The 19,545-nt window shown below is 62.0% G+C and carries 21 protein-coding genes; 10 read left to right on the top strand and 11 right to left on the bottom strand.

What is annotated here, in order from left to right; all coding sequences use genetic code 11:
- Positions 1 to 11: 11 nt before the first annotated feature.
- Both ACZCWR_RS09505 and ACZCWR_RS09500 read right to left on the bottom strand, forming a co-directional pair.
- On the bottom strand, positions 12 to 653 hold the full coding sequence (locus ACZCWR_RS09505; RefSeq protein WP_487300523.1) for a CoA transferase subunit B: 642 nt from the start codon (positions 651 to 653) through the stop codon (positions 12 to 14).
- 2 nt (positions 654 to 655) lie between these two features.
- Positions 656 to 1,360 (bottom strand): CoA transferase subunit A, encoded by a 705-nt coding sequence (locus tag ACZCWR_RS09500; protein WP_487300522.1) that lies wholly within the window; start codon positions 1,358 to 1,360, stop codon positions 656 to 658.
- A gap of 215 nt (positions 1,361 to 1,575) precedes the next feature.
- Between ACZCWR_RS09500 and ACZCWR_RS09495 the strand changes: the two genes are divergently transcribed.
- A complete protein-coding gene (locus tag ACZCWR_RS09495; protein WP_487300521.1) occupies positions 1,576 to 2,121 on the top strand; it encodes a LuxR C-terminal-related transcriptional regulator in 546 nt (181 codons plus the stop codon).
- A 28-nt stretch (positions 2,122 to 2,149) separates the two neighbouring features.
- On the opposite strand, the gene ACZCWR_RS09490 is transcribed toward ACZCWR_RS09495, so the two are convergent.
- The 3 genes from ACZCWR_RS09490 to ACZCWR_RS09480 all read right to left on the bottom strand — a co-directional run bounded on the left by ACZCWR_RS09490 (position 2,150) and on the right by ACZCWR_RS09480 (position 4,249).
- Positions 2,150 to 2,686, bottom strand: coding sequence for a 2OG-Fe(II) oxygenase (locus tag ACZCWR_RS09490; protein ID WP_487300520.1), 537 nt, complete (start codon positions 2,684 to 2,686; stop codon positions 2,150 to 2,152).
- Positions 2,687 to 3,008: 322 nt separating this feature from the next.
- The gene (locus ACZCWR_RS09485; RefSeq protein WP_487300519.1) at positions 3,009 to 3,446 is read right to left on the bottom strand and encodes an acyl-CoA thioesterase; all 438 of its coding nucleotides are present in this window, start codon (positions 3,444 to 3,446) and stop codon (positions 3,009 to 3,011) included.
- 29 nt (positions 3,447 to 3,475) lie between these two features.
- Positions 3,476 to 4,249, bottom strand: a complete 774-nt coding sequence (locus tag ACZCWR_RS09480) for an SDR family oxidoreductase (protein WP_487300518.1) — start codon at positions 4,247 to 4,249, stop codon at positions 3,476 to 3,478.
- Between the two features lie 204 nt (positions 4,250 to 4,453).
- Between ACZCWR_RS09480 and ACZCWR_RS09475 the strand changes: the two genes are divergently transcribed.
- On the top strand, positions 4,454 to 6,127 hold the full coding sequence (locus ACZCWR_RS09475; protein ID WP_487300517.1) for an electron transfer flavoprotein-ubiquinone oxidoreductase: 1,674 nt from the start codon (positions 4,454 to 4,456) through the stop codon (positions 6,125 to 6,127).
- Between the two features lie 53 nt (positions 6,128 to 6,180).
- Here ACZCWR_RS09475 and aroC read toward each other — a convergent pair whose 3' ends face one another.
- The 3 genes from aroC to ACZCWR_RS09460 form a co-directional block, all read right to left on the bottom strand.
- Positions 6,181 to 7,287, bottom strand: coding sequence for a chorismate synthase (gene aroC, locus ACZCWR_RS09470; RefSeq protein WP_487300516.1), 1,107 nt, complete (start codon positions 7,285 to 7,287; stop codon positions 6,181 to 6,183).
- Between the two features lie 58 nt (positions 7,288 to 7,345).
- Complete coding sequence (locus ACZCWR_RS09465) at positions 7,346 to 9,274, bottom strand: MFS transporter (RefSeq protein WP_487300515.1); 1,929 nt, start codon at positions 9,272 to 9,274, stop codon at positions 7,346 to 7,348.
- A gap of 165 nt (positions 9,275 to 9,439) precedes the next feature.
- On the bottom strand, positions 9,440 to 9,910 hold the full coding sequence (locus ACZCWR_RS09460) for a CBS domain-containing protein (protein WP_487300514.1): 471 nt from the start codon (positions 9,908 to 9,910) through the stop codon (positions 9,440 to 9,442).
- A gap of 288 nt (positions 9,911 to 10,198) precedes the next feature.
- On the opposite strand from ACZCWR_RS09460, the gene ACZCWR_RS09455 reads away from it, so the two are divergent.
- Genes ACZCWR_RS09455 through ACZCWR_RS09445 form a run of 3 tightly spaced genes read left to right on the top strand, consistent with a single transcriptional unit; the run spans position 10,199 to position 12,712 of the window.
- Positions 10,199 to 11,521: an O-acetylhomoserine aminocarboxypropyltransferase gene (locus ACZCWR_RS09455; RefSeq protein ID WP_487300513.1), complete on the top strand. Its 1,323-nt coding sequence runs from the start codon at positions 10,199 to 10,201 to the stop codon at positions 11,519 to 11,521.
- Positions 11,518 to 12,369 (top strand): alpha/beta fold hydrolase, encoded by an 852-nt coding sequence (locus ACZCWR_RS09450; protein WP_487300512.1) that lies wholly within the window; start codon positions 11,518 to 11,520, stop codon positions 12,367 to 12,369. Before ACZCWR_RS09455 ends, ACZCWR_RS09450 begins: the two co-directional genes overlap by 4 nt.
- Positions 12,370 to 12,391: 22 nt before the next feature.
- On the top strand, positions 12,392 to 12,712 hold the full coding sequence (locus ACZCWR_RS09445) for an Mpo1-like protein (protein WP_487300511.1): 321 nt from the start codon (positions 12,392 to 12,394) through the stop codon (positions 12,710 to 12,712).
- Positions 12,713 to 12,718: 6 nt separating this feature from the next.
- Here the strand turns inward: ACZCWR_RS09445 and ACZCWR_RS09440 are convergent, their stop codons facing one another.
- Positions 12,719 to 14,026 carry a YihY family inner membrane protein gene (locus ACZCWR_RS09440; RefSeq protein WP_487300510.1) on the bottom strand — a complete coding sequence of 436 codons (1,308 nt, stop codon included), beginning with the start codon at positions 14,024 to 14,026 and terminating at the stop codon, positions 12,719 to 12,721.
- 98 nt (positions 14,027 to 14,124) lie between these two features.
- Between ACZCWR_RS09440 and wrbA the strand changes: the two genes are divergently transcribed.
- The 5 genes from wrbA (at position 14,125) to ACZCWR_RS09415 (ending at position 18,251) form a co-directional block, all read left to right on the top strand.
- On the top strand, positions 14,125 to 14,739 hold the full coding sequence (wrbA, locus tag ACZCWR_RS09435; protein ID WP_487300509.1) for an NAD(P)H:quinone oxidoreductase: 615 nt from the start codon (positions 14,125 to 14,127) through the stop codon (positions 14,737 to 14,739).
- Positions 14,736 to 15,104 carry a DUF2069 domain-containing protein gene (locus tag ACZCWR_RS09430; RefSeq protein ID WP_487300508.1) on the top strand — a complete coding sequence of 123 codons (369 nt, stop codon included), beginning with the start codon at positions 14,736 to 14,738 and terminating at the stop codon, positions 15,102 to 15,104. The genes wrbA and ACZCWR_RS09430 overlap by 4 nt, the downstream gene beginning before the upstream one ends.
- A 162-nt stretch (positions 15,105 to 15,266) precedes the next feature.
- Positions 15,267 to 16,703, top strand: coding sequence for an FAD-binding oxidoreductase (locus ACZCWR_RS09425; protein WP_487300507.1), 1,437 nt, complete (start codon positions 15,267 to 15,269; stop codon positions 16,701 to 16,703).
- Positions 16,700 to 17,503 carry a metallophosphoesterase gene (locus tag ACZCWR_RS09420; protein WP_487300506.1) on the top strand — a complete coding sequence of 268 codons (804 nt, stop codon included), beginning with the start codon at positions 16,700 to 16,702 and terminating at the stop codon, positions 17,501 to 17,503. The genes ACZCWR_RS09425 and ACZCWR_RS09420 overlap by 4 nt, the downstream gene beginning before the upstream one ends.
- Before the next feature lie 37 nt (positions 17,504 to 17,540).
- Complete coding sequence (locus ACZCWR_RS09415) at positions 17,541 to 18,251, top strand: SOS response-associated peptidase (protein WP_487300505.1); 711 nt, start codon at positions 17,541 to 17,543, stop codon at positions 18,249 to 18,251.
- A 15-nt stretch (positions 18,252 to 18,266) separates the two neighbouring features.
- On the opposite strand, the gene ACZCWR_RS09410 is transcribed toward ACZCWR_RS09415, so the two are convergent.
- Together ACZCWR_RS09410 and ACZCWR_RS09405 are read right to left on the bottom strand one after the other, a co-directional pair.
- Positions 18,267 to 18,425 carry a hypothetical protein gene (locus tag ACZCWR_RS09410; protein ID WP_487300504.1) on the bottom strand — a complete coding sequence of 53 codons (159 nt, stop codon included), beginning with the start codon at positions 18,423 to 18,425 and terminating at the stop codon, positions 18,267 to 18,269.
- A gap of 154 nt (positions 18,426 to 18,579) precedes the next feature.
- Positions 18,580 to 19,518, bottom strand: coding sequence for a LysR family transcriptional regulator (locus ACZCWR_RS09405; RefSeq protein ID WP_487300503.1), 939 nt, complete (start codon positions 19,516 to 19,518; stop codon positions 18,580 to 18,582).
- Positions 19,519 to 19,545: the final 27 nt, after the last annotated feature.

Below are 19,545 nucleotides of genomic sequence, written 5' to 3'. Positions count from 1 at the left end.
GCGTCAGACGTTCACTTCACGCTCGACACATCGAGCGGTGCGCCGGTCTTTTGCTGAATCTCCTCGACCGTCACGCCATCCGCCAGTTCGACCAGCTTCAGGCCCTTCTCCGTCACGTCGATCACGCCCAGGTCCGTGATGATGCGATCCACCACGCCCACGCCCGTAAGAGGCAACGAACACGATTCGAGGATCTTGTGCTGATCGCCCTTGGCGACGTGCTCCATCAACACGACGACCTTCTTCACGCCCGCCACGAGGTCCATCGCGCCGCCCATGCCCTTGATCATCTTGCCGGGGATCATCCAGTTGGCCAGGTCGCCGGTCTTGCTGATCTGCATGGCGCCGAGAATGGCCAGATTGATGTGGCCGCCGCGAATCATCGCGAACGAATCCGCCGAGGAAAAGATCGACGAACCCGGCAGCGTGGTCACCGTCTGCTTGCCCGCGTTGATGAGGTCCGCATCCACTTCGTCTTCATACGGCGACGGCCCGATGCCGAGCAGCCCGTTCTCCGACTGCAGCCACACTTCCATGCCATCCGGCACATGATTGGCGACGAGCGTCGGCAAGCCGATGCCGAGGTTCACATAAAAGCCGTCCTGCAATTCCTTCGCGGCGCGCGCGGCCATCTGATCACGATTCCAAGCCATGATTACTCTCCTTTCGCGCGGACGATGCGTTGTTCGATGCGCTTTTCCGGCTGCGCATTCAGGACCAGCCGTTGCACGAAAATGCCCGGCGTATGGATGTGATCGGGATCGAGTTCGCCCACTTCGACGATTTCCTCCACTTCCGCCACGGTGATCTTGCCGGCCATCGCGCACATCGGGTTGAAGTTGCGCGCCGTGCGGCGATAGATCAGGTTGCCCGACTTGTCGGCCTTCCACGCCTTGACCAGACCGACATCGGCGGTCAGCGAATGTTCGAGCACGTAGTGGTTCTCGCCGAACTGGCGCGTTTCCTTGCCGTCCGCGATCACCGTGCCGAAACCCGTATTCGTGAAGAAAGCCGGAATGCCCGCGCCGCCCGCGCGCAGCTTTTCCGCCAGCGTGCCTTGCGGCGTGAATTCGAGTTCGAGTTCGCCGGCCAGATATTGCCGCTCGAATTCCTTGTTCTCGCCGACGTATGAAGAAATCATCTTCTTGACCTGACGCGTTTCGAGCAGCAGGCCGAGCCCGAAGCCATCCACGCCCGCGTTGTTGCTGATGCAGGTAATGCCCTTGACGCCCGAATCGCGCAATGCCGCGATGAGCGCCTCGGGAATGCCGCACAGCCCGAAGCCGCCGACCGCGAAGGTCTGGCCGTCCTTGACGATGTCTTCGAGCGCGGCCTTCGCGCTGGGATAGACCTTGTTCATCTGTGTGTCCCTTCCATGAGTGAAACCGACTGATTGGAAACCGGCTGCTTGTTGGTCGCCGTGACGCCCCGCGAGCGGGCGTGCGGCGATTTGTTGGCGTGGCGAAAGAGTACGCTGGCCGGGCGATCCGGCACAATACGCAAAAATACATAAGTCTTTGCCCGTGCGCTTTGGTTCCTGCTGCAAGCGAAACCGGCAAGAGACGCCGAATTCTCATGCGAGCACTGGATTACCAAACCGCGTTTCAACTTGCGCCCGTCGGGCTCGTGCTTTCTCGCGCGCGCATCATCGAGGATTGCAACGAGGAACTTTGCGCGATGTTCGGCTTTGCGCGCGCGTCGCTCATCGGCCAGTCGTTCGAGGTGCTGTATCCGTCGCCGGACGAATTTGCGCGCATCGGCGAGCGGATCGCCGCGCAGATCAGCACTCAGGGCACGTATGGCGATGACCGCATCATGAAGCGCGTGAACGGCGAACTGTTCTGGTGCCACGTGACGGGCCGCGCGCTGGATCGCGCCGCGCCGCACGCAGCGGGCGTCTGGACGTTCGAGGATTTGAGCGCGACACGGCGCGTGGCCATAGAACTGACGCCGCGCGAGCGGGAAATCGCCGCGCAACTGGTGACGGGCAAAACGAGCAAGCAGATTGGCCGCGTGCTCGATATCAGTCCGCGCACGGTGGATATCTATCGCGCGCGGCTCATGCGCAAATACGATACGGGCAACGCCACCGAGCTTTTGCAAAGGCTGCTCGGGACATGAATCGAACAAACGAAGCCCAACTCGACGATCACCGAAACTGCGGTCCCACACACCATCCGACCAACGAACGACGCAGCCCTTTCGTCACCGCCGTCACCTGATGCACGCACCAGCTCGGTATGAAATGAATCGCCCCCGGTTCCCGGTCGATCGTTCTGGCGGGCGCGGCGCCGCCATACATGAATTCAAAATCACCGCCCTCGTATTCGTTCGAATCCGATAACGGAATGACGATGCTCAGCTTGCGCGGCGCCAACGTGCGAAGACTCATGTCGACGTGCCATGCATAGTGACCCGGCGTTGAAGTCGAGCCTTGATAAACCGCGTATTGAAGCGGTTCGATATTCCAGAGGTCGAATCCGAACGTTTTCTCGTTGACCACGTTCGCACTCGCCACGATGACGTCGTATAGCCATTGCGACTCCGGGTCACACGAAATCCAGCCAATTTCCGAACGCCTGATATTGCTTTCCGGAGTGTTGGCGACTCTTCCCGTTTCTTTCGATTTCGATTCACCCAGCGCGATAATCCGCGCGATGTCCTGCGGACTGAACACGTCAGGCATGCACGCGTAGTCCTGCGGTAGCGTGGGTGAAGAAAGCTTCTGTTCCGGCGATTGATTTGCTGTATTTTCCACAATCTCGACTTCAAATTCAGTTGAATTCTGAAAGTGTTTGCTCGTTATTTTTAAGCCTTTGGTTTCGCTGTATCCGCCGAAATAAGCTCATGCCTAAGCGCGAAAGACCGTCATCGAGCATATATCAGATGAATTCAAATGGGCCTGCCGATTTGAAAAAGAGTGGACCGACGAACGAGCGAAATCGGTATGCCGGGAGCGTCTTTTTTGACGCTGCCGCTTTCACGTTTGGCATTGCATCGCGAACGATCTAGATTGCGCCCGTCGTGGCCGAGCCGACGATCCGCCGCAGCAAATCCGGCAACGCCACCGACTTCCCCGCCGCGTAATCCGCCCACACGACCTTGGCCGCACCACGCGCATAGGGCGTGGCGAGATCGTCCGCGCGCACGAGTTCGAAATGCGTCTGGAAACTGCTGCGTCCGGGCTCGCCGACCGACATCCGGCCGATGACATCGCCCGGATAATGCAACTGCCGCAGAAAATCCATCGACGCATTCACGATCACCGGCCCCTGCCCTTCGCCATTGCCGCCCGCGATGCCAATCTGCTCGAACCACGAAATCCGCACCTGCTCCATGTAACGGAAATACACGGTGTTGTTGACGTGGCCGAACGCGTCCATGTCGCCCCAACGGATCGGCATGGACAGTTCGAAGACGGGGTGAAAGGCGTGGTCGTTGCTCATCGATTCAGGCGTTGGGATAAAAGGAGGCGTCAGAGAGCAAAGCCGTCGTCGGCGGAAATCACCGAACCGTTCATGAACTGCGATTCGTCGGCGGCGAGCAGCATCAAGAGGCCGTCGAGATCGCTGGGCTTGCCCACGCGCCGGCGCGGCAGCATCGACATGAGTTTCTGGCCCTGCTCGGTCTTCCAGTGATGATGGTTGATCTCGGTATCGATATACCCCGGGCAGATCGCATTCACATTGATGCCGTGACGGCCCCATTCGAGCGCCATGGACTTGGTCATCTGCACGACGGCGGCCTTGCTCATCGAGTAGAGCCCGATTTGCGGAAACGGCCTCAAGCCCGCCACCGACGCGATATTGATGATGCGATACGCCGGCTTGGCCGCGTCGTTGCCGCGCATGATCATGCGCTTGGCCACTTCCTGCGCGACAAAGAACGCGCCGCGCACGTTCGTGCCGAACACGAATTCGAAGTCCGAGGGCGTGGCGTCCGTCAGCTTCTGCATGGTCGAGACGCCCGCGTTATTCACGAGGATGTCGATGGTCCCCGCTTCGGTTTCCGCGTGCGCGACCGCCGATTTCACGCTCTGGTAGTCCATCACGTCGAGCGCGACGACATGCGCCGCGCCGCCCGATGCCTCGATCTCCGCGCGCAGTTCCTTGAGACGCTCGGTGCGCCGGCTCGCCAGCACCACCTTGGCGCCCGCCTGCGACAACACCTGCGCGAAACGCTTGCCGAGTCCACTGGATGCGCCTGTAATCAGCGCAACCTTGCCTTCCAGATTGATCGAACGGCCCATTGTGTTTCCTTGTTGTGTGGTTGATTCAGCCTTGCCAGACGCATACCGCGCGCCTTCACGACACTAGCACCGGCACGGATATCGAGTTCTCCGGAGCATAAGTACGCTCGTGCTAAATTAGCCGGGATCGGTTGCGGCGGGCTTGACGTTCGCTGACAATACGCGATCCCCAGAAGGCCATTCTAACGGTACACAGGAGCATTGATGACCCCGGCGAGCCTGATCGAACAATACGGTCCCCGCGAATCGATGGAATACGACGTCGTCATCGTCGGCGGCGGGCCGGCCGGTCTGTCGGCCGCTATCCGCGTGAAGCAACTGGCGCAGGAGAATGGCGTCGAAGTCGGCGTCTGCGTGCTGGAGAAAGGCTCGGAAGTCGGCGCGCACATTCTTTCGGGCGCGGTGATGGACCCGCGCGGCCTGTCCGAACTCATCCCCGACTGGAAGGAAAAAGGCGCGCCGCTCGATGTCGAAGTGACGGAAGACCGCTTCCTGTTCCTGTCGCAGGACAGCGCCAAGCAAGTGCCCAACTGGCTGCTTCCCGACAACTTCAAGAACCACGGCAACTACGTCATCAGTCTGGGCAATGTCACGCGCTGGCTCGGTCAGCAGGCCGAAGAACTGGGCGTCGAGATTTTTCCGGGCTTTCCAGCGGCGGAAATTCTTTACGGCGACGATGGCGCGGTGAAAGGCGTCGTCACCGGAAACATGGGCATCGGGAAAGACGGACAGCCGACCGAGAATTTCCAGCTCGGCATGGAGTTGCACGGCAAGTACACGATTTTCTGCGAAGGCGCGCGCGGGCATCTCGGCCGTCAGTTGATCGATAGATTCAAGCTCGCCCAGAAGGCCGATCCGCAGGTGTATGGCATCGGCATCAAGGAGTTGTGGGAGATCGATCCGGTCAAGCACAAGCCTGGTCTGGTCATCCACACGGCGGGCTGGCCGCTCGATCCGGACACCTACGGCGGCTCGTTCCTCTATCACATGGACAATAACCAGGTGGTGGTCGGCTTCGTGGTCGGGCTGGGGTATTCGAATCCGTATCTGTCGCCGTTCGACGAGTTTCAGCGCTACAAGACGCATCCGTCCATTCGCCCGTTCCTCGAAGGCGGCAAGCGCATTTCCTATGGCGCGCGCGCGATCACCGCGGGCGGTCTGATGTCGTTGCCGAAGCTCGTTTTCCCCGGCGGTGCGCTGGCGGGCGATGACGCCGGTTTCCTGAATGCCTCGCGCATCAAGGGCAGTCATGCAGCGATCAAATCCGGCAAGATGGCCGCCGAAGCCGCGTTCGATGCGCTGCAAGCCGGCCGTCAGAACGACGAACTCGCGGCCTATCCGGAAGCCTTCGAAAACTCATGGCTCAAGACCGAGCTGTACCGCGCACGCAATTTCAAGCAGTGGATGAGCAAGGGCCTGTATCTCGGCACCTTCATGGTCGGGCTTGAGCAGAAGGTGATGGGCGGCAATGTGCCGTGGACGCTGCATCATCAGCATTGGGATCATGAAATGTTGAAACCCGCGTCGCAGAGCAAGCCGATCGTGTATCCGAAGCCGGACGGCAAGCTCACATTCGACCGGCTTTCTTCGGTGTTCATTTCGAACACAAATCATGAGGAGAATCAGCCGGCGCATCTGACGCTGAAAGACCCGAACGTGCCGGTGAACATCAACTGGCGGACGTATGCTGGCCCTGAAGGCCGATATTGCCCGGCGCAGGTGTATGAGTTCGTGAAGACGGACGACGGCGGCGAGCGCCTGCAGATCAACGCGCAGAACTGCGTGCACTGCAAGACGTGCGATATCAAGGACCCGACGCAGAACATCGTGTGGGTCACGCCGGAAGGCGGCGGCGGGCCGAATTATCCGAACATGTAAAGGCGTTCGGCAGAGGCAAAAAAAACGCCGGTTCGTTTTGAACCGGCGTTTTTTTATTTCGATGGCGCTTGCGCGGCAATCTTCGGCGTCGCGACGATCACATCGCCGCATTGCGCGCGATGCCTGAGCGCGTGATCCATCAGCACGAGCGCGAGCAGCGCTTCCGCGATGGGCGTCGCGCGGATGCCCACGCACGGATCATGTCGCCCGAAGGTTTCGACGGTGGCGGGCGCGCCATCGCGATCGATCGACTGCCGCGCCGTGCGAATACTCGACGTCGGCTTGATCGCGATCGACACGGTGATGTCCTGACCGCTCGAAATGCCGCCCAGAATGCCGCCCGCGTTGTTGGTGCTGAAACCTTCGGGCGTCATCTCGTCGCCATGTTGCGAGCCGCGCTGCGCGACGCTCGCGAAACCCGCGCCGATTTCGACCGCCTTCACCGCGTTCAGGCCCATCATCGCGTGGGCGATGTCGGCATCGAGCCGGTCGTACAGCGGCTCGCCGAGGCCCACCGGCACGCCGCTCGCCGTCACTTCGATGCGCGCGCCGACCGAATCGCCATCGCGACGCAGATCGTCCATGTACGCTTCGAGCGTCGGCACGATCTCCGCGTTCGGCGAGAAAAACGGATTTTCCGGCACATGCTTCCAATCCACGAACGGAATCTCGATCTCGCCCAGCGCGCTCATGCAGCCGCGCGTTTCCAGCCCGAACTTCTCGCGCAGCCACTTCTTCGCGACCGCGCCCGCCGCCACCGTCGGCGCGGTGAGACGCGCGGACGAACGCCCGCCGCCGCGATAATCGCGCACACCATACTTTTGCAGATAGGTGTAATCGGCGTGACCGGGGCGGAAGGTCTGTGCGATATTGCCGTAGTCCTTACTACGCTGATCCGTGTTGCGGATGAGCAGCGCGATGGGCGTGCCCGTGGTCACGCCTTCGAACACGCCCGAGAGTATCTCGACCTGATCCGCTTCCTGACGCTGCGTGACGTGCCGCGACGTGCCGGGCCGGCGGCGATCGAGTTCCGCCTGAATATCCGCTTCGGTGAGCGCCATGCCCGGCGGGCAGCCGTCGATCACGCAGCCGATCGCCGGACCATGCGACTCGCCGAAATTCGTGACGGTAAAGAGCGTGCCAAGGGTATTGCCGGACATGACGTCGACCTGAAAAAAAGTGTCTGGGGAGAACGCTATTATGCCAGCGCGCCTGCTTTCATCTCTTGGCCCCGCGCAGCGCCGACACGACTTCCCGCAGATGATCCGGCGTCGCCTCTTCCGGCGCGATCGGCATGCCGACCGCGAGCGTGAGCCGCGTCATCGCGCCGCGATGCATCGGGCGCGGCCATTGGGCATCTTCGTGACGCGAGAACACGCTGCCCCACAAACCGCGCAGCGCCATCGGCACAACGGGCGCGGGATGCCGCCGCAGAATCTCCGCGACGCCGCCCCTGAACGGATTGATGTCGCCCGTGCGTGTGAGTTTCCCTTCCGGAAAGATGCACACCAGCGCGCCCTCTTCCAGCGCGCGCTGGCATTCCCGATACGCGCGTTCCAGCATGTCGGCATCCTCGTGCGCGGGCGCGATCGGAATGGCCTTCACGCGGCGAAACAAACGCCCGAGCACCGGCGTGCGAAAGATGCGATGGTCCATCACGAAGCGAATCGGCCGCGGGCTTTCGGCCATGATGACGACCGCATCCACGAAACTCACGTGATTGCACACCAGCACCGCCGCACCGTGCGCGGGAATGCGCTCGGCATCCACCAGACGGATGCGGTAGAACGTGTGCACCAGCACCCACGCCATGAAGCGCAGCAAGAACTCCGGCACCAGCGAATAGATGTACACGGCGACGACCACATTGAGCAGCGCCGTCGCGAGAAATAACCCCGGAATGCCGACGCCCATCGACGTCAACGCGAGCGCCATCAGCGAGGACACGATCATGAAGCCCGAGTTGAGGATATTGTTCGCCGCGATGATGCGCGCGCGATGCGTCGGCTGACTGCGCGCCTGAATGAGCGCGTAAAGCGGCACGCTGTAGAAGCCGCCGAACATGGCGAGCAGGAACAGGTCCGCGAGAATGCGCCAGTGCCGCGCCACGAGCAGAAACTCCTTTACATCGAGCAGATGCGACACCGGCGCGATCTTATGGCTGGCGAAAAACAGATCGATCGCGAACACGCTGATGCCAATCGAACCCAACGGCACCAGCCCGATTTCGACGCGCTTCTTCGACAGCTTCTCGCACAGCAACGACCCCGTGCCGATGCCGATGGAAAACGTCGCCAGCAGCACGGTCACGACATCCGGATTGCCCGACAGCACGTCCTTCGCGAAGTTGAAGAACGACGTGAGAAACGTCGCGCCGACGAACCACAGCCATGAGATGCCGAGCAGGCTCAGAAACACCGTGCGGTCGGACTTCGCGAGCTTGAGATTGCGCCACGTCTCCGTGAACGGATTCCAGTTCAGCGCGAGCCCCGGCTGCGACGCCTCCGACTTCGGAATGAACGACGACACCGCGCGCCCGATCAGCGCGAACGCGAGACACGCGCCCGCCAGCACCGGCGCGCCCCAGTCCGCCGCGCCCGCCGCCGCTCCGCCGATGATCGTGCCGAACAGAATCGCGACGAACGTGCCCATCTCGACCAATCCGTTGCCGCCGACGAGTTCATGCGAATCCAGATGCTGCGGCAGGTACGCGTACTTCACCGGTCCGAACACGGTGGAATGCACGCCCATCAGAAACGTGCACGCGTACAAAAGCGGCGCGCTGTGCAGCAGAAAACCCGCGCCGCCGATCAACATCACGACGATCTCGAAAGTCTTGACGAGTCGCGCGAGCGTGCCCTTGTCGTACTTGTCGGCGATCTGTCCGGACGTCGCGGAAAACAGCACGAACGGCACGATAAAGATTGCTGAAATGAGGAACGCCGCCGTGCCCGGATCGACGGCGGAAAAGCGCGCCGCCTGAAACGTGACAAGCGACGTGAAGCCGATCTTGAACACGTTGTCGTTCATCGCGCCTAAGAACTGCGTCCAGAAGAACGGTGCGAAACGGCGTTCTCCGAGCAGTCTGAACTGGCCGTGGCCATCGCCCTTTTCGCGTTGGGCAACGCGCGGCGGATTGTCACTCATGGTTCTTGTTATATCGTTTAGTAGATCGAAGCCGCATGTTAAAGGATGAACCTGCACGGGCCGTCGCCGAGACACACAAAGTATCCGCGCAGACGAAAAAAACGCCCCTTGCGGGGCGCTTCAGGCGCAGGCCTGGCTTCGACGAAAAACGCGTCATGCGGACGCTCATCGCGCCTCGTGCGGCTGCTCCTTCTCCTTCTCTTCTTCCGGCCAGTCGCGGATATACGCCTTGAGCATGCGGTTTTCGAAACCCTGCTCCTCCACCACGGCCTTCGCCACGTCGTAGAACGAAATGACGCCCATGAGTTCGCGCTTCTCCATGACCGGCAGATAACGCACGTGATGTTCGAGCATCATGCGGCGGATTTCGTTGACGTCCGTTTCCGGCGTGCAGGTGAGCGGATGATCGTCCATGATCTTGCGGATGGTCGTGGTGCCGACCGAGCCGCCGTTATCGCGCAACGTGACGATGATCTCGCGGAACGTCAGCATGCCGACCAGATCGCCGTACTCCATGACCACGAGCGAGCCGATATCGTGCGCGGCCATCGCGTCCACGGCGTCGGAGAGCGGCGTATCCGGTGTGACGGTGAACAGCGTGTTGCCTTTCACCTTGAGAATGTCGCTGACTCGCATGATTGTCTCCTTGCCGTATGCCTGTGCGAATGCTGAAAAAGGTTGATTTAAAAGACCGAAAACGCGCGATGAACCATGTTTCGATGCTATCGGAAAGGCCCGCAAAAGGAAAGCAACGCCGCCCGCGAATGCCGGTCCGGCAAGGGTTTGCCCGCGTTATCTCCAGTATTCGTGCCCGCTCGTTGTGCATCGCCGCGTTCGCCCTAGGTTTGAGCGCGCAATCGCGATGTTACGATGAATGACCGATATTCTCCGCCGCCCGCGCCATTTGCGCACAGGCCGACCACGATGCCCGCCAACCGTTTCGACACGCTCGCGCTGCATGCGGGCGCCGCGCCCGACCCCGTCACCGGCGCGCGCGCCACACCGATTTATCAGACGACATCGTTCACGTTCCGCGATACGGATCACGCCGCCGCGCTCTTCAACATGGAGCGCTCGGGGCATGTGTATTCGCGCATCTCCAATCCGACCGTGGCGGTGTTCGAGGAACGCGTCGCGGCGCTCGAAGGCGGCGTCGGGGCGATTGGCACGGCCAGCGGTCAGGCCGCGCTGCATCTGGCGATTGCCACGTTGATGGGCGCAGGTTCGCACATCGTGGCATCGAGCGCGCTGTATGGCGGTTCGCATAATCTGCTGCACTACACGTTGCGGCGCTTCGGCATCGAAACGACCTTCGTGCCGCCGCATGATCTCGATGCCTGGCGCGCGGCGGCGCGGCCGAACACGCGGCTGTTCTTTGGCGAGACGCTTGGCAATCCGGGGCTCGACGTGCTCGATATCGCGGGCGTGGCGGAAATCGCGCACGGGCATGGCGTGCCTTTGCTCGTCGATTCCACCTTCACCACGCCGTATTTGCTGCGGCCTTTCGAGCACGGCGCGGACCTCGTGTATCACTCCGCCACCAAGTTCCTCGGCGGTCACGGCACGACCATCGGCGGCGTGCTGGTGGATGGGGGCACCTTCGACTTCACCGCGAGCGGCCGCTTCCCCGAATTCACCGAGCCTTACGATGGCTTTCACGGCATGGTGTTCGCCGAGGAAAGCACCGTCGCGCCGTTTCTGTTGCGCGCGCGACGCGAAGGACTGCGCGATTTCGGCGCGTGTCTGCATCCGCAGGCTGCGTGGCAGTTGCTTCAGGGCATCGAAACATTGCCTTTGCGCATGGATCGGCATGTCGCGAATACGCGGAAGGTGATCGACTTTCTGCTCACGTCGCCCGCGGTCGAAGGCGTGGCTTATCCCGAACTGCCGACGCATCGCGATCACGCGCTCGCCGCGCGTTTGCTGCCGCGTGGCGCGGGCGCGGTTTTCAGCTTCGATGTGCGCGGCGGCGTGCCGGCGGCGCGGCGCTTCATCGAAACGCTCACGCTGTTCTCGCATCTCGCCAATGTCGGCGACGCGCGCTCGCTCGTGATCCATCCCGCCTCGACGACTCACTTTCGCATGGATGCCGCCGCGCTCGAAGCGGCGGGCATCGGTCCGGGACGCATTCGGCTGTCGATCGGGCTGGAAGACGCGGACGATCTCATCGACGATCTGAAACGCGGATTGAAAGCCGCGCAGAAAGCCGGTGAAAGCGCGCAGGCGGCGCCCGGGAGCCGCGCATGATTTTCGATGTCGATGGCCAGGCGGCCTACGCCTATACCGGCGGCAAGCCATTCGATCCTGCGCGTCCGACCGTGGTGTTCATTCACGGCGCGCAGCACGACCATAGCGTGTGGGCCTTGCAGACGCGCTACTTTGCTCATCACGGTTTCGGCGTGCTGGCGCTGGATCTTCCGGCGCACGGACGCAGCGCCGGTCCCGCGCGCGCGACCATCGGCGCGCTCGCCGACTGGACCATGAAGGTGCTCGATGCGGCGCGCGTGTCGAAGGCGATCTTCATCGGCCACAGCATGGGTTCTTTGATCGCGCTCGATGCCGCCGCGCGTCATCCCACACGCGCGCTCGGCCTCGCGCTCGTCGCCACCGCCGCGCCGATGACCGTCTCCGACACGCTGCTCGATGCCGCCCGCGAGCACGAACCGGAAGCCATCGGCATGGTGAATCAGTGGTCGCATTCGACGATTGCCGCGAAGCCGTCCGCGCCCGCGCTGGGTTTCTGGCTGCACGGCATGAATCAGCGTTTGATGGAACGCGTCGGCGCGCTCGGCGAAGCGCAGTTGTTCCATACCGATTTCACCGCCTGCAACGCCTACGCGGATGCACTCGAACGCGCCGCTTCCGTGCGATGCCCCGTCCTCATGCTCGCCGGCAAGCGCGACGCGATGACACCGCCGCGCGCCGCCCGCGCACTCGCCGATGTGTTCGGCAAGCGCGAAGCGCCGTTGCATCGCGTGGAAGTGGACAGTGGCCACGCTTTGATGTCCGAACAACCCGACGCCGTGCTGGATGCGCTCTTTTCGTTCGCGCTTGCCAGCGTTCAACACGCGTCGCAGAATGAATCTTGCTCGTAGCAAAGACTCACCGGAGGCATTCATGGCCCACACGACACAAGGGGAACATTTCGCGAACTTCGCCGAGTTCTACCCTTTCTATCTGGGCGAGCATCGCAATGTGACATCGCGCAGATTGCATTTCGTGGGCTCGCTCGGCGTGATCGGTTGCCTCGCGATGGCGCTCGCCACCGGCGACTGGCTGTGGCTGCCCGCCGCCATCGTGTGCGGCTACGGCTTCGCGTGGGTCGGCCATTTCTTCTTCGAGAAGAACCGGCCGGCCACGTTTCGTCATCCGCTTTATAGCCTGATGGGCGACTGGGTGATGTTCAAGGACATCTGCATCGGCAAGATTTCGCTTTGATGCGCGTCACGCCGTTTGTTGCGGCATGGCAGGATTCGGCGTGTCCCGCATGCGCGCATTCGTCAGCGCCGAGGTGCGCGCGGCAATGAGCGAACCCAGCGTGATATCCAGCTTTTCGTTCTCGATCGCGCTCAGCAGCGCCACACGATCGACCTGCGCGATATCCAGCCCCAACTGATAGTCGAGTTCGTCGCGGTCGAGCACGAACTGGTCGAACAGCATCGTCATCGTGATCTGATTCGGATTGGCGATCAGCACATAGCGCGGCATGCGCGAATCTTCCAGACGGCCGATCCAGCCGAGCGCATCGAGCCGCGCAATCAGCCGCGTGGACGTTTCCAGATCGCAGCGCGCCATCTTCGAGAGTTCGAGCGCGGTATAGCCTGGGCGGCCGAGTTCGCGCGATTCCACCAGACGCGCGAGGATTTCGAGCGCGTCGAGCAAGTCGCTGCCCGCGAACGCACGCCGATGAAATTGCCCGATGCGGATGGCCGGCAGCGCGGAGGTGACCATCGCACCGACGAGCGCGATCATCCAGCAGAGATAGACCCACAGGAGGAACACCGGCAGCGCCGCGAACGCGCCGTAGACCGCTGTGTACGTAGGGATGCGCCGCACGTAATAACCGAAACCGCGCTTGCCGAGTTCGAACGCGACCGCCGCGATGAAACCGCCGATCACGGCATCGCGCCATTCGACCTTGCAATTCGGCATGTAGACGTAAATGATCGAAAAGCCGAACACGGTAATGGGCAACGACACGCCGGTCAGCAACCATTCGACGACCGGCGGCAACAGGTTGTGCGAACCCGCGAACGCGACCGAATGCGCGAAGACATACGACGAGATCGAGAGACTGAAGCCGAACAAAGTCGGCCCGAGCGTGATGATCGCCCAGTAGACGAGCACGCGCTGCGCGAGCGGACGCGCCTTGCGCACGCGCCAGATCACGTTGAACGCGGACTCGACGGTGATCATGGTCATCACCGCCGTGACGAACAGGATGATTAGGCCGACCGTCGTCAAGCCCTTCGCCTTTGATGCAAACTCGTTGAGGTATTTGAAAATCTGGTCGTTGATCTGCGGCGGCATGAGGTGCGCCGCGAGAAAGTCCTGCAACGACGACTGAAACGAGCCGAAGATCGGAAACGCCGTGAACAGCGCGAACGCGACGGTCGCGAGCGGCACGATGGACAGCACGCTCGTGAAGGTGAGACTGCCCGCCACCTGCGCCACGCGGTCCTCGCCGAAACGCTGTCCGACGAAACCGGCAAGCCGCCTGATGGCCGCGAGATCGATGGAAATGTGCTGCAAAACGATTCTCCTTCCTGGCCGTTTCCCCTTCGCGCAACGTTCGCGCCGCGCCGGAAAATCGGCTCGAAACCTATAATAGCCGTTCACTCAAAGAGCCTATGAACGACATCCTCGTGCTTTACTACAGCCGCCACGGCGCGACCCGCGAACTCGCACTGGCGATTGCTCAGGGCATCGACAGCGTGGCCGGCATGCAGGCGCGCGTGCGCACCGTGCCGCCCGTGTCCACCGTTTGCGAAGCCACTCAGCCCGATATTCCCGCCGACGGCCCGCCCTACTGCGAGCTGCGTGACCTCGAAGAATGCGTGGGCCTCGCGCTCGGCTCGCCCACGCGCTTCGGGAACATGGCGGCATCGCTCAAATACTTTCTCGACGGCACCACGCCGCAATGGCTGTCCGGCGCGCTCGTGGGCAAGCCCGCGTGCGTGTTCACCTCGACCGGCAGCCTGCACGGCGGACAGGAAAGCACCCTCCTTTCGATGATGCTTCCGCTGCTCCATCACGGCATGCTGATCCTCGGCATTCCGTACACCGAATCGCTGCTGACCAGCACGCAAAGCGGCGGCACGCCGTACGGCGCGTCCCATCACGCACGCACTGGCGACGCGACGCGCCACGGCATCAGCGCGGATGAAAAGGCGCTCGCCATCGCGCAGGGCGCGCGGCTCGCACGGACCGCGCTCGATCTCGTGCGCGGCGCGCAAGCTGCATGACCGTTCAGCGCAATTCCTTGCTGGCGCACGGCGCGTTTGTCAGCCTCGTTGCGCTGATCGCGCTGACGCTGCTTTGGGAGCTTTGGCTCGCGCCGCTGCGTCCCGGTGCGTGGGCGCTGGCGTTGAAGGCGCTGCCGCTCGCCTGCGCGCTGCCCGGCGTCGCGCGCCGCAGTCTCTATACGCTGCAATGGGCGTCCATGCTGGTGCTGCTTTACTTCGCGGAAGGTATCGTGCGCGGCATGACGGATGCGGGTTTGTCCGCTCGTCTTGCCTGGCTCGAAACGCTTCTTGCGCTTGTGTTCTTCGTTTGCGCGCTAGGTTATGTCGCGCCGTTCAAGCGCGCAGCCCGTGCGAAAAAAAGCTGAAGCGTTCGCTTTTCCGGCGCTTCGTTCGCGCCATTGCCAAAGCTTTGTATCACGATCCCGCCCATTCCGCGCGCGCCTATGCCATTCGGACGAGGTTCGCATAACGCCTTCCTGCGCGATACTTCCGACTGTGCCCGATATCTCTTCATCGCCTGAACGCTCATGACTGCATCTCAAGCCTTCGTCGACGCCTGCATCGAACTGCTCGGCGTGACGCACGTTCTCATCGAAGCACACGACACCGAACCGTATCTCGTCGACTGGCGCGGACGCTATCGCGGTCAGGCGTGCGCGGTGCTTTTGCCTGCCGATACGCAGCAAGTGGCGGGCATCGTGCGGCTGGCGCGTGAGCACCGCATCGCCATCGTGCCGCAGGGTGGCAATACCGGGCTCGCGGGCGGCGCGACGCCGGATGCGAGCGGCATGCAAGCGGTCATCGGCTTGAAACGGCTCAATCGCATCCGCGAAATCGATCCACACAACAACACGATCACCGTTGAAGCAGGTGTCGTGCTCGCCGAGATTCAGGCGCGCGCCGAAGCGCAAGCGCGTCTGTTTCCCTTGAGCCTCGCCGCCGAAGGAAGCTGCACGATCGGCGGTAATCTCTCGACCAATGCGGGCGGCACGGGCGTCTTGCGTTACGGCAATACGCGCGAACTGTGTCTCGGCCTCGAAGTGGTCACGCCGCAAGGTGAAATCTGGGACGGCCTGCGTGGACTGCGCAAGGACAATACCGGCTACGATCTGCGCGATCTGTTCATCGGCGCGGAGGGGACGCTTGGCATCATCACCGCTGCCGTGATGAAGCTGCATCCCGCGCCCGTGGCGAAAGTGACCGCGCTTGCGGCGCTTGCTTCGCCGCATGCCGCGCTCGATTTTCTCGCGATGACGCAGCATCACGCCGGCCCGCTTCTGACCGGCTTCGAACTGATGTCCGATTTCTGCCTGCGGCTCGTCAACCGGCACTTCCCGCAACTGCGCTATCCCTTCGGCGAGCCGCATGGTCAGACCGTGCTGCTCGAACTCTCCGACAGCGAGAGCGAAGAACACGCCCGCACGCTCTTCGAACGGCTGATGGAACAGGCGATCGAACGCGGCGTGGTGGAAGATGCGGTGGTCGCCGAAAGCCTCGCGCAATCGCAGGCGTTCTGGAATCTGCGCGAGCATATCCCGCTGGCGCAGGCGGAGGAAGGGTTGAACATCAAACATGACATTGCGGTGCCGATTTCGAGCATCGGACGCTTCATCGACGAAACCGATGCGATCATCGCGCGCGCGGTGCCGGGCGTGCGCATGGTCACCTTCGGGCATCTCGGCGATGGCAACTTGCACTACAACGTGCAGGCGCCCGAAGGTATCGACGCGAAGGAATTCCTGCGTGAACACCAGAAGCGGATCAACACGCTTGTCTATGAGCAAGTGCATGCGCATCGTGGCAGCATCAGCGCGGAACATGGTCTCGGACAACTGAAGATCGACGAAGCCATGCGCTACAAATCGCCTGTCGAAGTGCGCCTCATGCAGACCATCAAGGCCGCGCTCGATCCCGACAATTTGATGAATCCCGGCAAGCTGGTGCGCTTCAGGGAGTCCACATGAAAATCCGTGTGCTGTCCGACCTTCATCTGGAGTGCGACGAACCGCTCGCCATTCCGTATGCAGAAGCCGATCTCGTCGTGCTGGCGGGCGATATCCACAACCACGCGGAAGGCGCGCGCTGGGCGGCGGAGAATTTCGATTCCGATGTGCCGATCGTCTACGTGCCCGGCAATCACGAGTATTACGATGCCGAATTCGGCGCGATGGAAGCCGCCATGCACGACGCCGCGCGCAGCGTGGGCAACGTGCATTTCCTGAACAACAGCGCGCTGGTGGACCGGCGCGGCCAATGGCGCGTGCTTGGCACCACGCTGTGGACGGACTTTGCGCTGTTCGGCGGGAATGCGGCGCAACTCGATACCGCGAAGCAGGCGTGCATGAAAGTCATGCTCGATTATCGCGGGCTGATTCAGCTTTCATGGCCCGAGCCAGATGGTGAACCGCGCGCTTTCATGCCCGACGATTCACTCGCGTTGCACATTCAATCGCGCGCGTGGCTGGAAAGCGAACTCGCGAAGCCGTTTGCGGGCAAGACGATTGTCGTCACGCATCATGCGCCGCTGCGGGAGAGTCTTGCGCCGCGTTACGCGCAGGATTTGGCATCGGCGGGATTCGTCAATGATTTGCCGGAGTTGGCGCGCGAGCCGGTTGCGTTGTGGATTCATGGGCACACGCATACCTCGTTCGATTACGTTTCGAACGGCGCGCGCGTGGTGTGCAACCCGCGCGGCTACTTCGACAAGCGCACTAACCAGTGGGAAAATCCGGACTTCGCGTGGGATAAGGTAGTTGAAATCTGAAGTTCTGAAGCACGGCGAACTTTGCGGAGGAATGCCCATGTGCGGCCGAATCAGCCAGTACCGACTGCCGATCCATTACGCGCAGCGTGTGCATCTGAAGAATCCATTCGTGCTGGTGGATGCCGCCGACCGGCGCCCTGGCTATAACCTCTCGCCCGGCACGCATCCGCTGGCGGTTTATCCGGATGAGACCATCCGCGCGGTGCATTGGGGATATTGCCCGCCGTGGGCCATTCAGAAGAAGCTGCCGCAGACCATCAACGCGCGCGTCGAGACCGCATCGACGAGTGCGTATTTTCGGAATCTCTGGAAAAAAGCGCGCATTCTCGTGCCCGCGGACGGCTGGTTCGAATGGCGCATCGAACCGCGTCCCGGTGACCCGGGCGGGAAGCCCTTCAAGCAGCCCTACTACATTCAGCGCGCCGATGGCGAGCCGATGTTCCTCGCCGCCCTCACCAGCATCATGCGCGAGGAAGACGCGGCGATTCCCGGCGCGGGCTTCGTCATCGTGACATCGAAGGCGGATGAAGGGCTGGTCGATGTCCACGACCGCCGCCCGCTCGTGTTTTCACCTGCGGCCGCGCGGCGTTGGCTCGATCCGGAAACGTCGATGGAAGACCTCGCGCGCCTCGCATCGAGCGACGGCGTGCCGGCTTCGCATTTCGTCTGGCATCGCGTATCCACGGATGTGAATCGCGCGACGAACGACGAGCCACGGCTCATCGAGCCGCTGGAAACGTCGCTTTGAGAACCCAACCAGCGCTTAATCGCGCGGACGGCGCTCGTCGATACGAATCGGCACGAGGCGCGTTTTTGCATTGCGCTCGTTGCGCTCACGCAAGGTTCTGAACAAGTCGCGCGATGCCGGAATGGTGATCAAGACCAGAAGTGCGGCGAGAGCGGGTAAAAGAGGCGTGCCCATGAGAAATCCCGGTAATGCTGCGATTGAACGTATCCAGACACTAACAAGCTAAGACCGATTTGGAAGTAAGCAAGTGTTGCGCCGCACCTTTTTTCGTTACGAGTGTCATCCAGCGTGCGGCGGACCACATTCACGCCTGCTCGCTTCGACGCTTTTAGCTCGCCACGAACTCTTTGAGGGATTCGGCATCGGCGGCGAGGGTTTGCGGCATCGTCTCACGTAGAAATTCAATCCACGTACGTATTTTGGCGTCCAGATATTGGCGCGATGGATACAGCGCGTAGACGTTGAGCTCCTGCATCGTGTGTTGCGGCAGCACGCGTACGAGCGAGCCATCGCGCAGCGCGGGGAGCGCGGACGATGTCGGCAGCACGCCAATTCCCATGTTCTCGCGGATGGCGGCAACCATCGCGTCGGCGACATTCACGGTGAAAATGGATTGCCCGAGGCTCGCGGTTTCCTCGCCGTTGGGGCCATTGAAAATCCAGCGGTCGGGCGGACCGACCGGCGTCATCAATTGTAGGCAGGTGTGGCGCACGAGATCGGACAAAACGTGCGGCGCGCCATGCTGTTCGATATACGCCGGCGATGCGCACGCGATGCTGTAAATCACGCCAAGCCGCGCGGACACCAGCCCCGAATCCGGCAGATCGGACGCGAGCACGATCGACACGTCATAACCCTCGTCGAGCAAATCGGGCACGCGCTGCGCCAGCGTCAAATCCACCTGCACCGAAGGATGCCGCTGCTGATAGCGCGAAATCATCGGTACGACGTAATGCTGGCCGAAGCTCGTCATCGAATGCACCTTGAGCTTGCCAGCGGGACGCGCGTGGGCATCACCCGCTTCGGCTTCGGCCTGATCGACATAAGCCAGAATCTGCTCGCAGCGCTGCAGATAACGCTCGCCCGCTTCCGTCAGCGCGATGCGTCGCGTCGTGCGGTTCAGCAAGCGCGCCCGCAAATGCGCTTCGAGGTCCGACACCGCGCGCGAGGCGTACGCCGTCGTCGTATTCAGATGATGCGCCGCCGCCGTGAAGCTGCCCGCCTCGACGACGCGCATGAAGACGCGCATGTTTTGGAGCGTATCCATGATGGCTTGGGGGACATTAGTTCGATG

The sequence above is a fragment of the Caballeronia sp. A2-2 genome (assembly GCF_057612605.2).
Note: the sequence above shows the minus strand (reverse complement) of the source record. Positions and strands in the feature narration are given on the sequence as shown.

What these genes read in the sequence shown, in the direction of transcription:
- ACZCWR_RS09505 (WP_487300523.1), bottom strand. Translation starts at nt 653, where the DNA reads ATGGCTTGGAATCGTGATCAGATGGCCGCGCGCGCCGCGAAGGAATTG.
- ACZCWR_RS09500 (WP_487300522.1), bottom strand. Translation starts at nt 1,360, where the DNA reads ATGAACAAGGTCTATCCCAGCGCGAAGGCCGCGCTCGAAGACATCGTC.
- ACZCWR_RS09495 (WP_487300521.1), top strand. Translation starts at nt 1,576, where the DNA reads ATGCGAGCACTGGATTACCAAACCGCGTTTCAACTTGCGCCCGTCGGG.
- ACZCWR_RS09490 (WP_487300520.1), bottom strand. Translation starts at nt 2,686, where the DNA reads ATGCCTGACGTGTTCAGTCCGCAGGACATCGCGCGGATTATCGCGCTG.
- ACZCWR_RS09485 (WP_487300519.1), bottom strand. Translation starts at nt 3,446, where the DNA reads ATGAGCAACGACCACGCCTTTCACCCCGTCTTCGAACTGTCCATGCCG.
- ACZCWR_RS09480 (WP_487300518.1), bottom strand. Translation starts at nt 4,249, where the DNA reads ATGGGCCGTTCGATCAATCTGGAAGGCAAGGTTGCGCTGATTACAGGC.
- ACZCWR_RS09475 (WP_487300517.1), top strand. Translation starts at nt 4,454, where the DNA reads ATGACCCCGGCGAGCCTGATCGAACAATACGGTCCCCGCGAATCGATG.
- aroC (WP_487300516.1), bottom strand. Translation starts at nt 7,287, where the DNA reads ATGTCCGGCAATACCCTTGGCACGCTCTTTACCGTCACGAATTTCGGC.
- ACZCWR_RS09465 (WP_487300515.1), bottom strand. Translation starts at nt 9,274, where the DNA reads ATGAGTGACAATCCGCCGCGCGTTGCCCAACGCGAAAAGGGCGATGGC.
- ACZCWR_RS09460 (WP_487300514.1), bottom strand. Translation starts at nt 9,910, where the DNA reads ATGCGAGTCAGCGACATTCTCAAGGTGAAAGGCAACACGCTGTTCACC.
- ACZCWR_RS09455 (WP_487300513.1), top strand. Translation starts at nt 10,199, where the DNA reads ATGCCCGCCAACCGTTTCGACACGCTCGCGCTGCATGCGGGCGCCGCG.
- ACZCWR_RS09450 (WP_487300512.1), top strand. Translation starts at nt 11,518, where the DNA reads ATGATTTTCGATGTCGATGGCCAGGCGGCCTACGCCTATACCGGCGGC.
- ACZCWR_RS09445 (WP_487300511.1), top strand. Translation starts at nt 12,392, where the DNA reads ATGGCCCACACGACACAAGGGGAACATTTCGCGAACTTCGCCGAGTTC.
- wrbA (WP_487300509.1), top strand. Translation starts at nt 14,125, where the DNA reads ATGAACGACATCCTCGTGCTTTACTACAGCCGCCACGGCGCGACCCGC.
- ACZCWR_RS09430 (WP_487300508.1), top strand. Translation starts at nt 14,736, where the DNA reads ATGACCGTTCAGCGCAATTCCTTGCTGGCGCACGGCGCGTTTGTCAGC.
- ACZCWR_RS09425 (WP_487300507.1), top strand. Translation starts at nt 15,267, where the DNA reads ATGACTGCATCTCAAGCCTTCGTCGACGCCTGCATCGAACTGCTCGGC.
- ACZCWR_RS09420 (WP_487300506.1), top strand. Translation starts at nt 16,700, where the DNA reads ATGAAAATCCGTGTGCTGTCCGACCTTCATCTGGAGTGCGACGAACCG.
- ACZCWR_RS09415 (WP_487300505.1), top strand. Translation starts at nt 17,541, where the DNA reads ATGTGCGGCCGAATCAGCCAGTACCGACTGCCGATCCATTACGCGCAG.
- ACZCWR_RS09410 (WP_487300504.1), bottom strand. Translation starts at nt 18,425, where the DNA reads ATGGGCACGCCTCTTTTACCCGCTCTCGCCGCACTTCTGGTCTTGATC.
- ACZCWR_RS09405 (WP_487300503.1), bottom strand. Translation starts at nt 19,518, where the DNA reads ATGGATACGCTCCAAAACATGCGCGTCTTCATGCGCGTCGTCGAGGCG.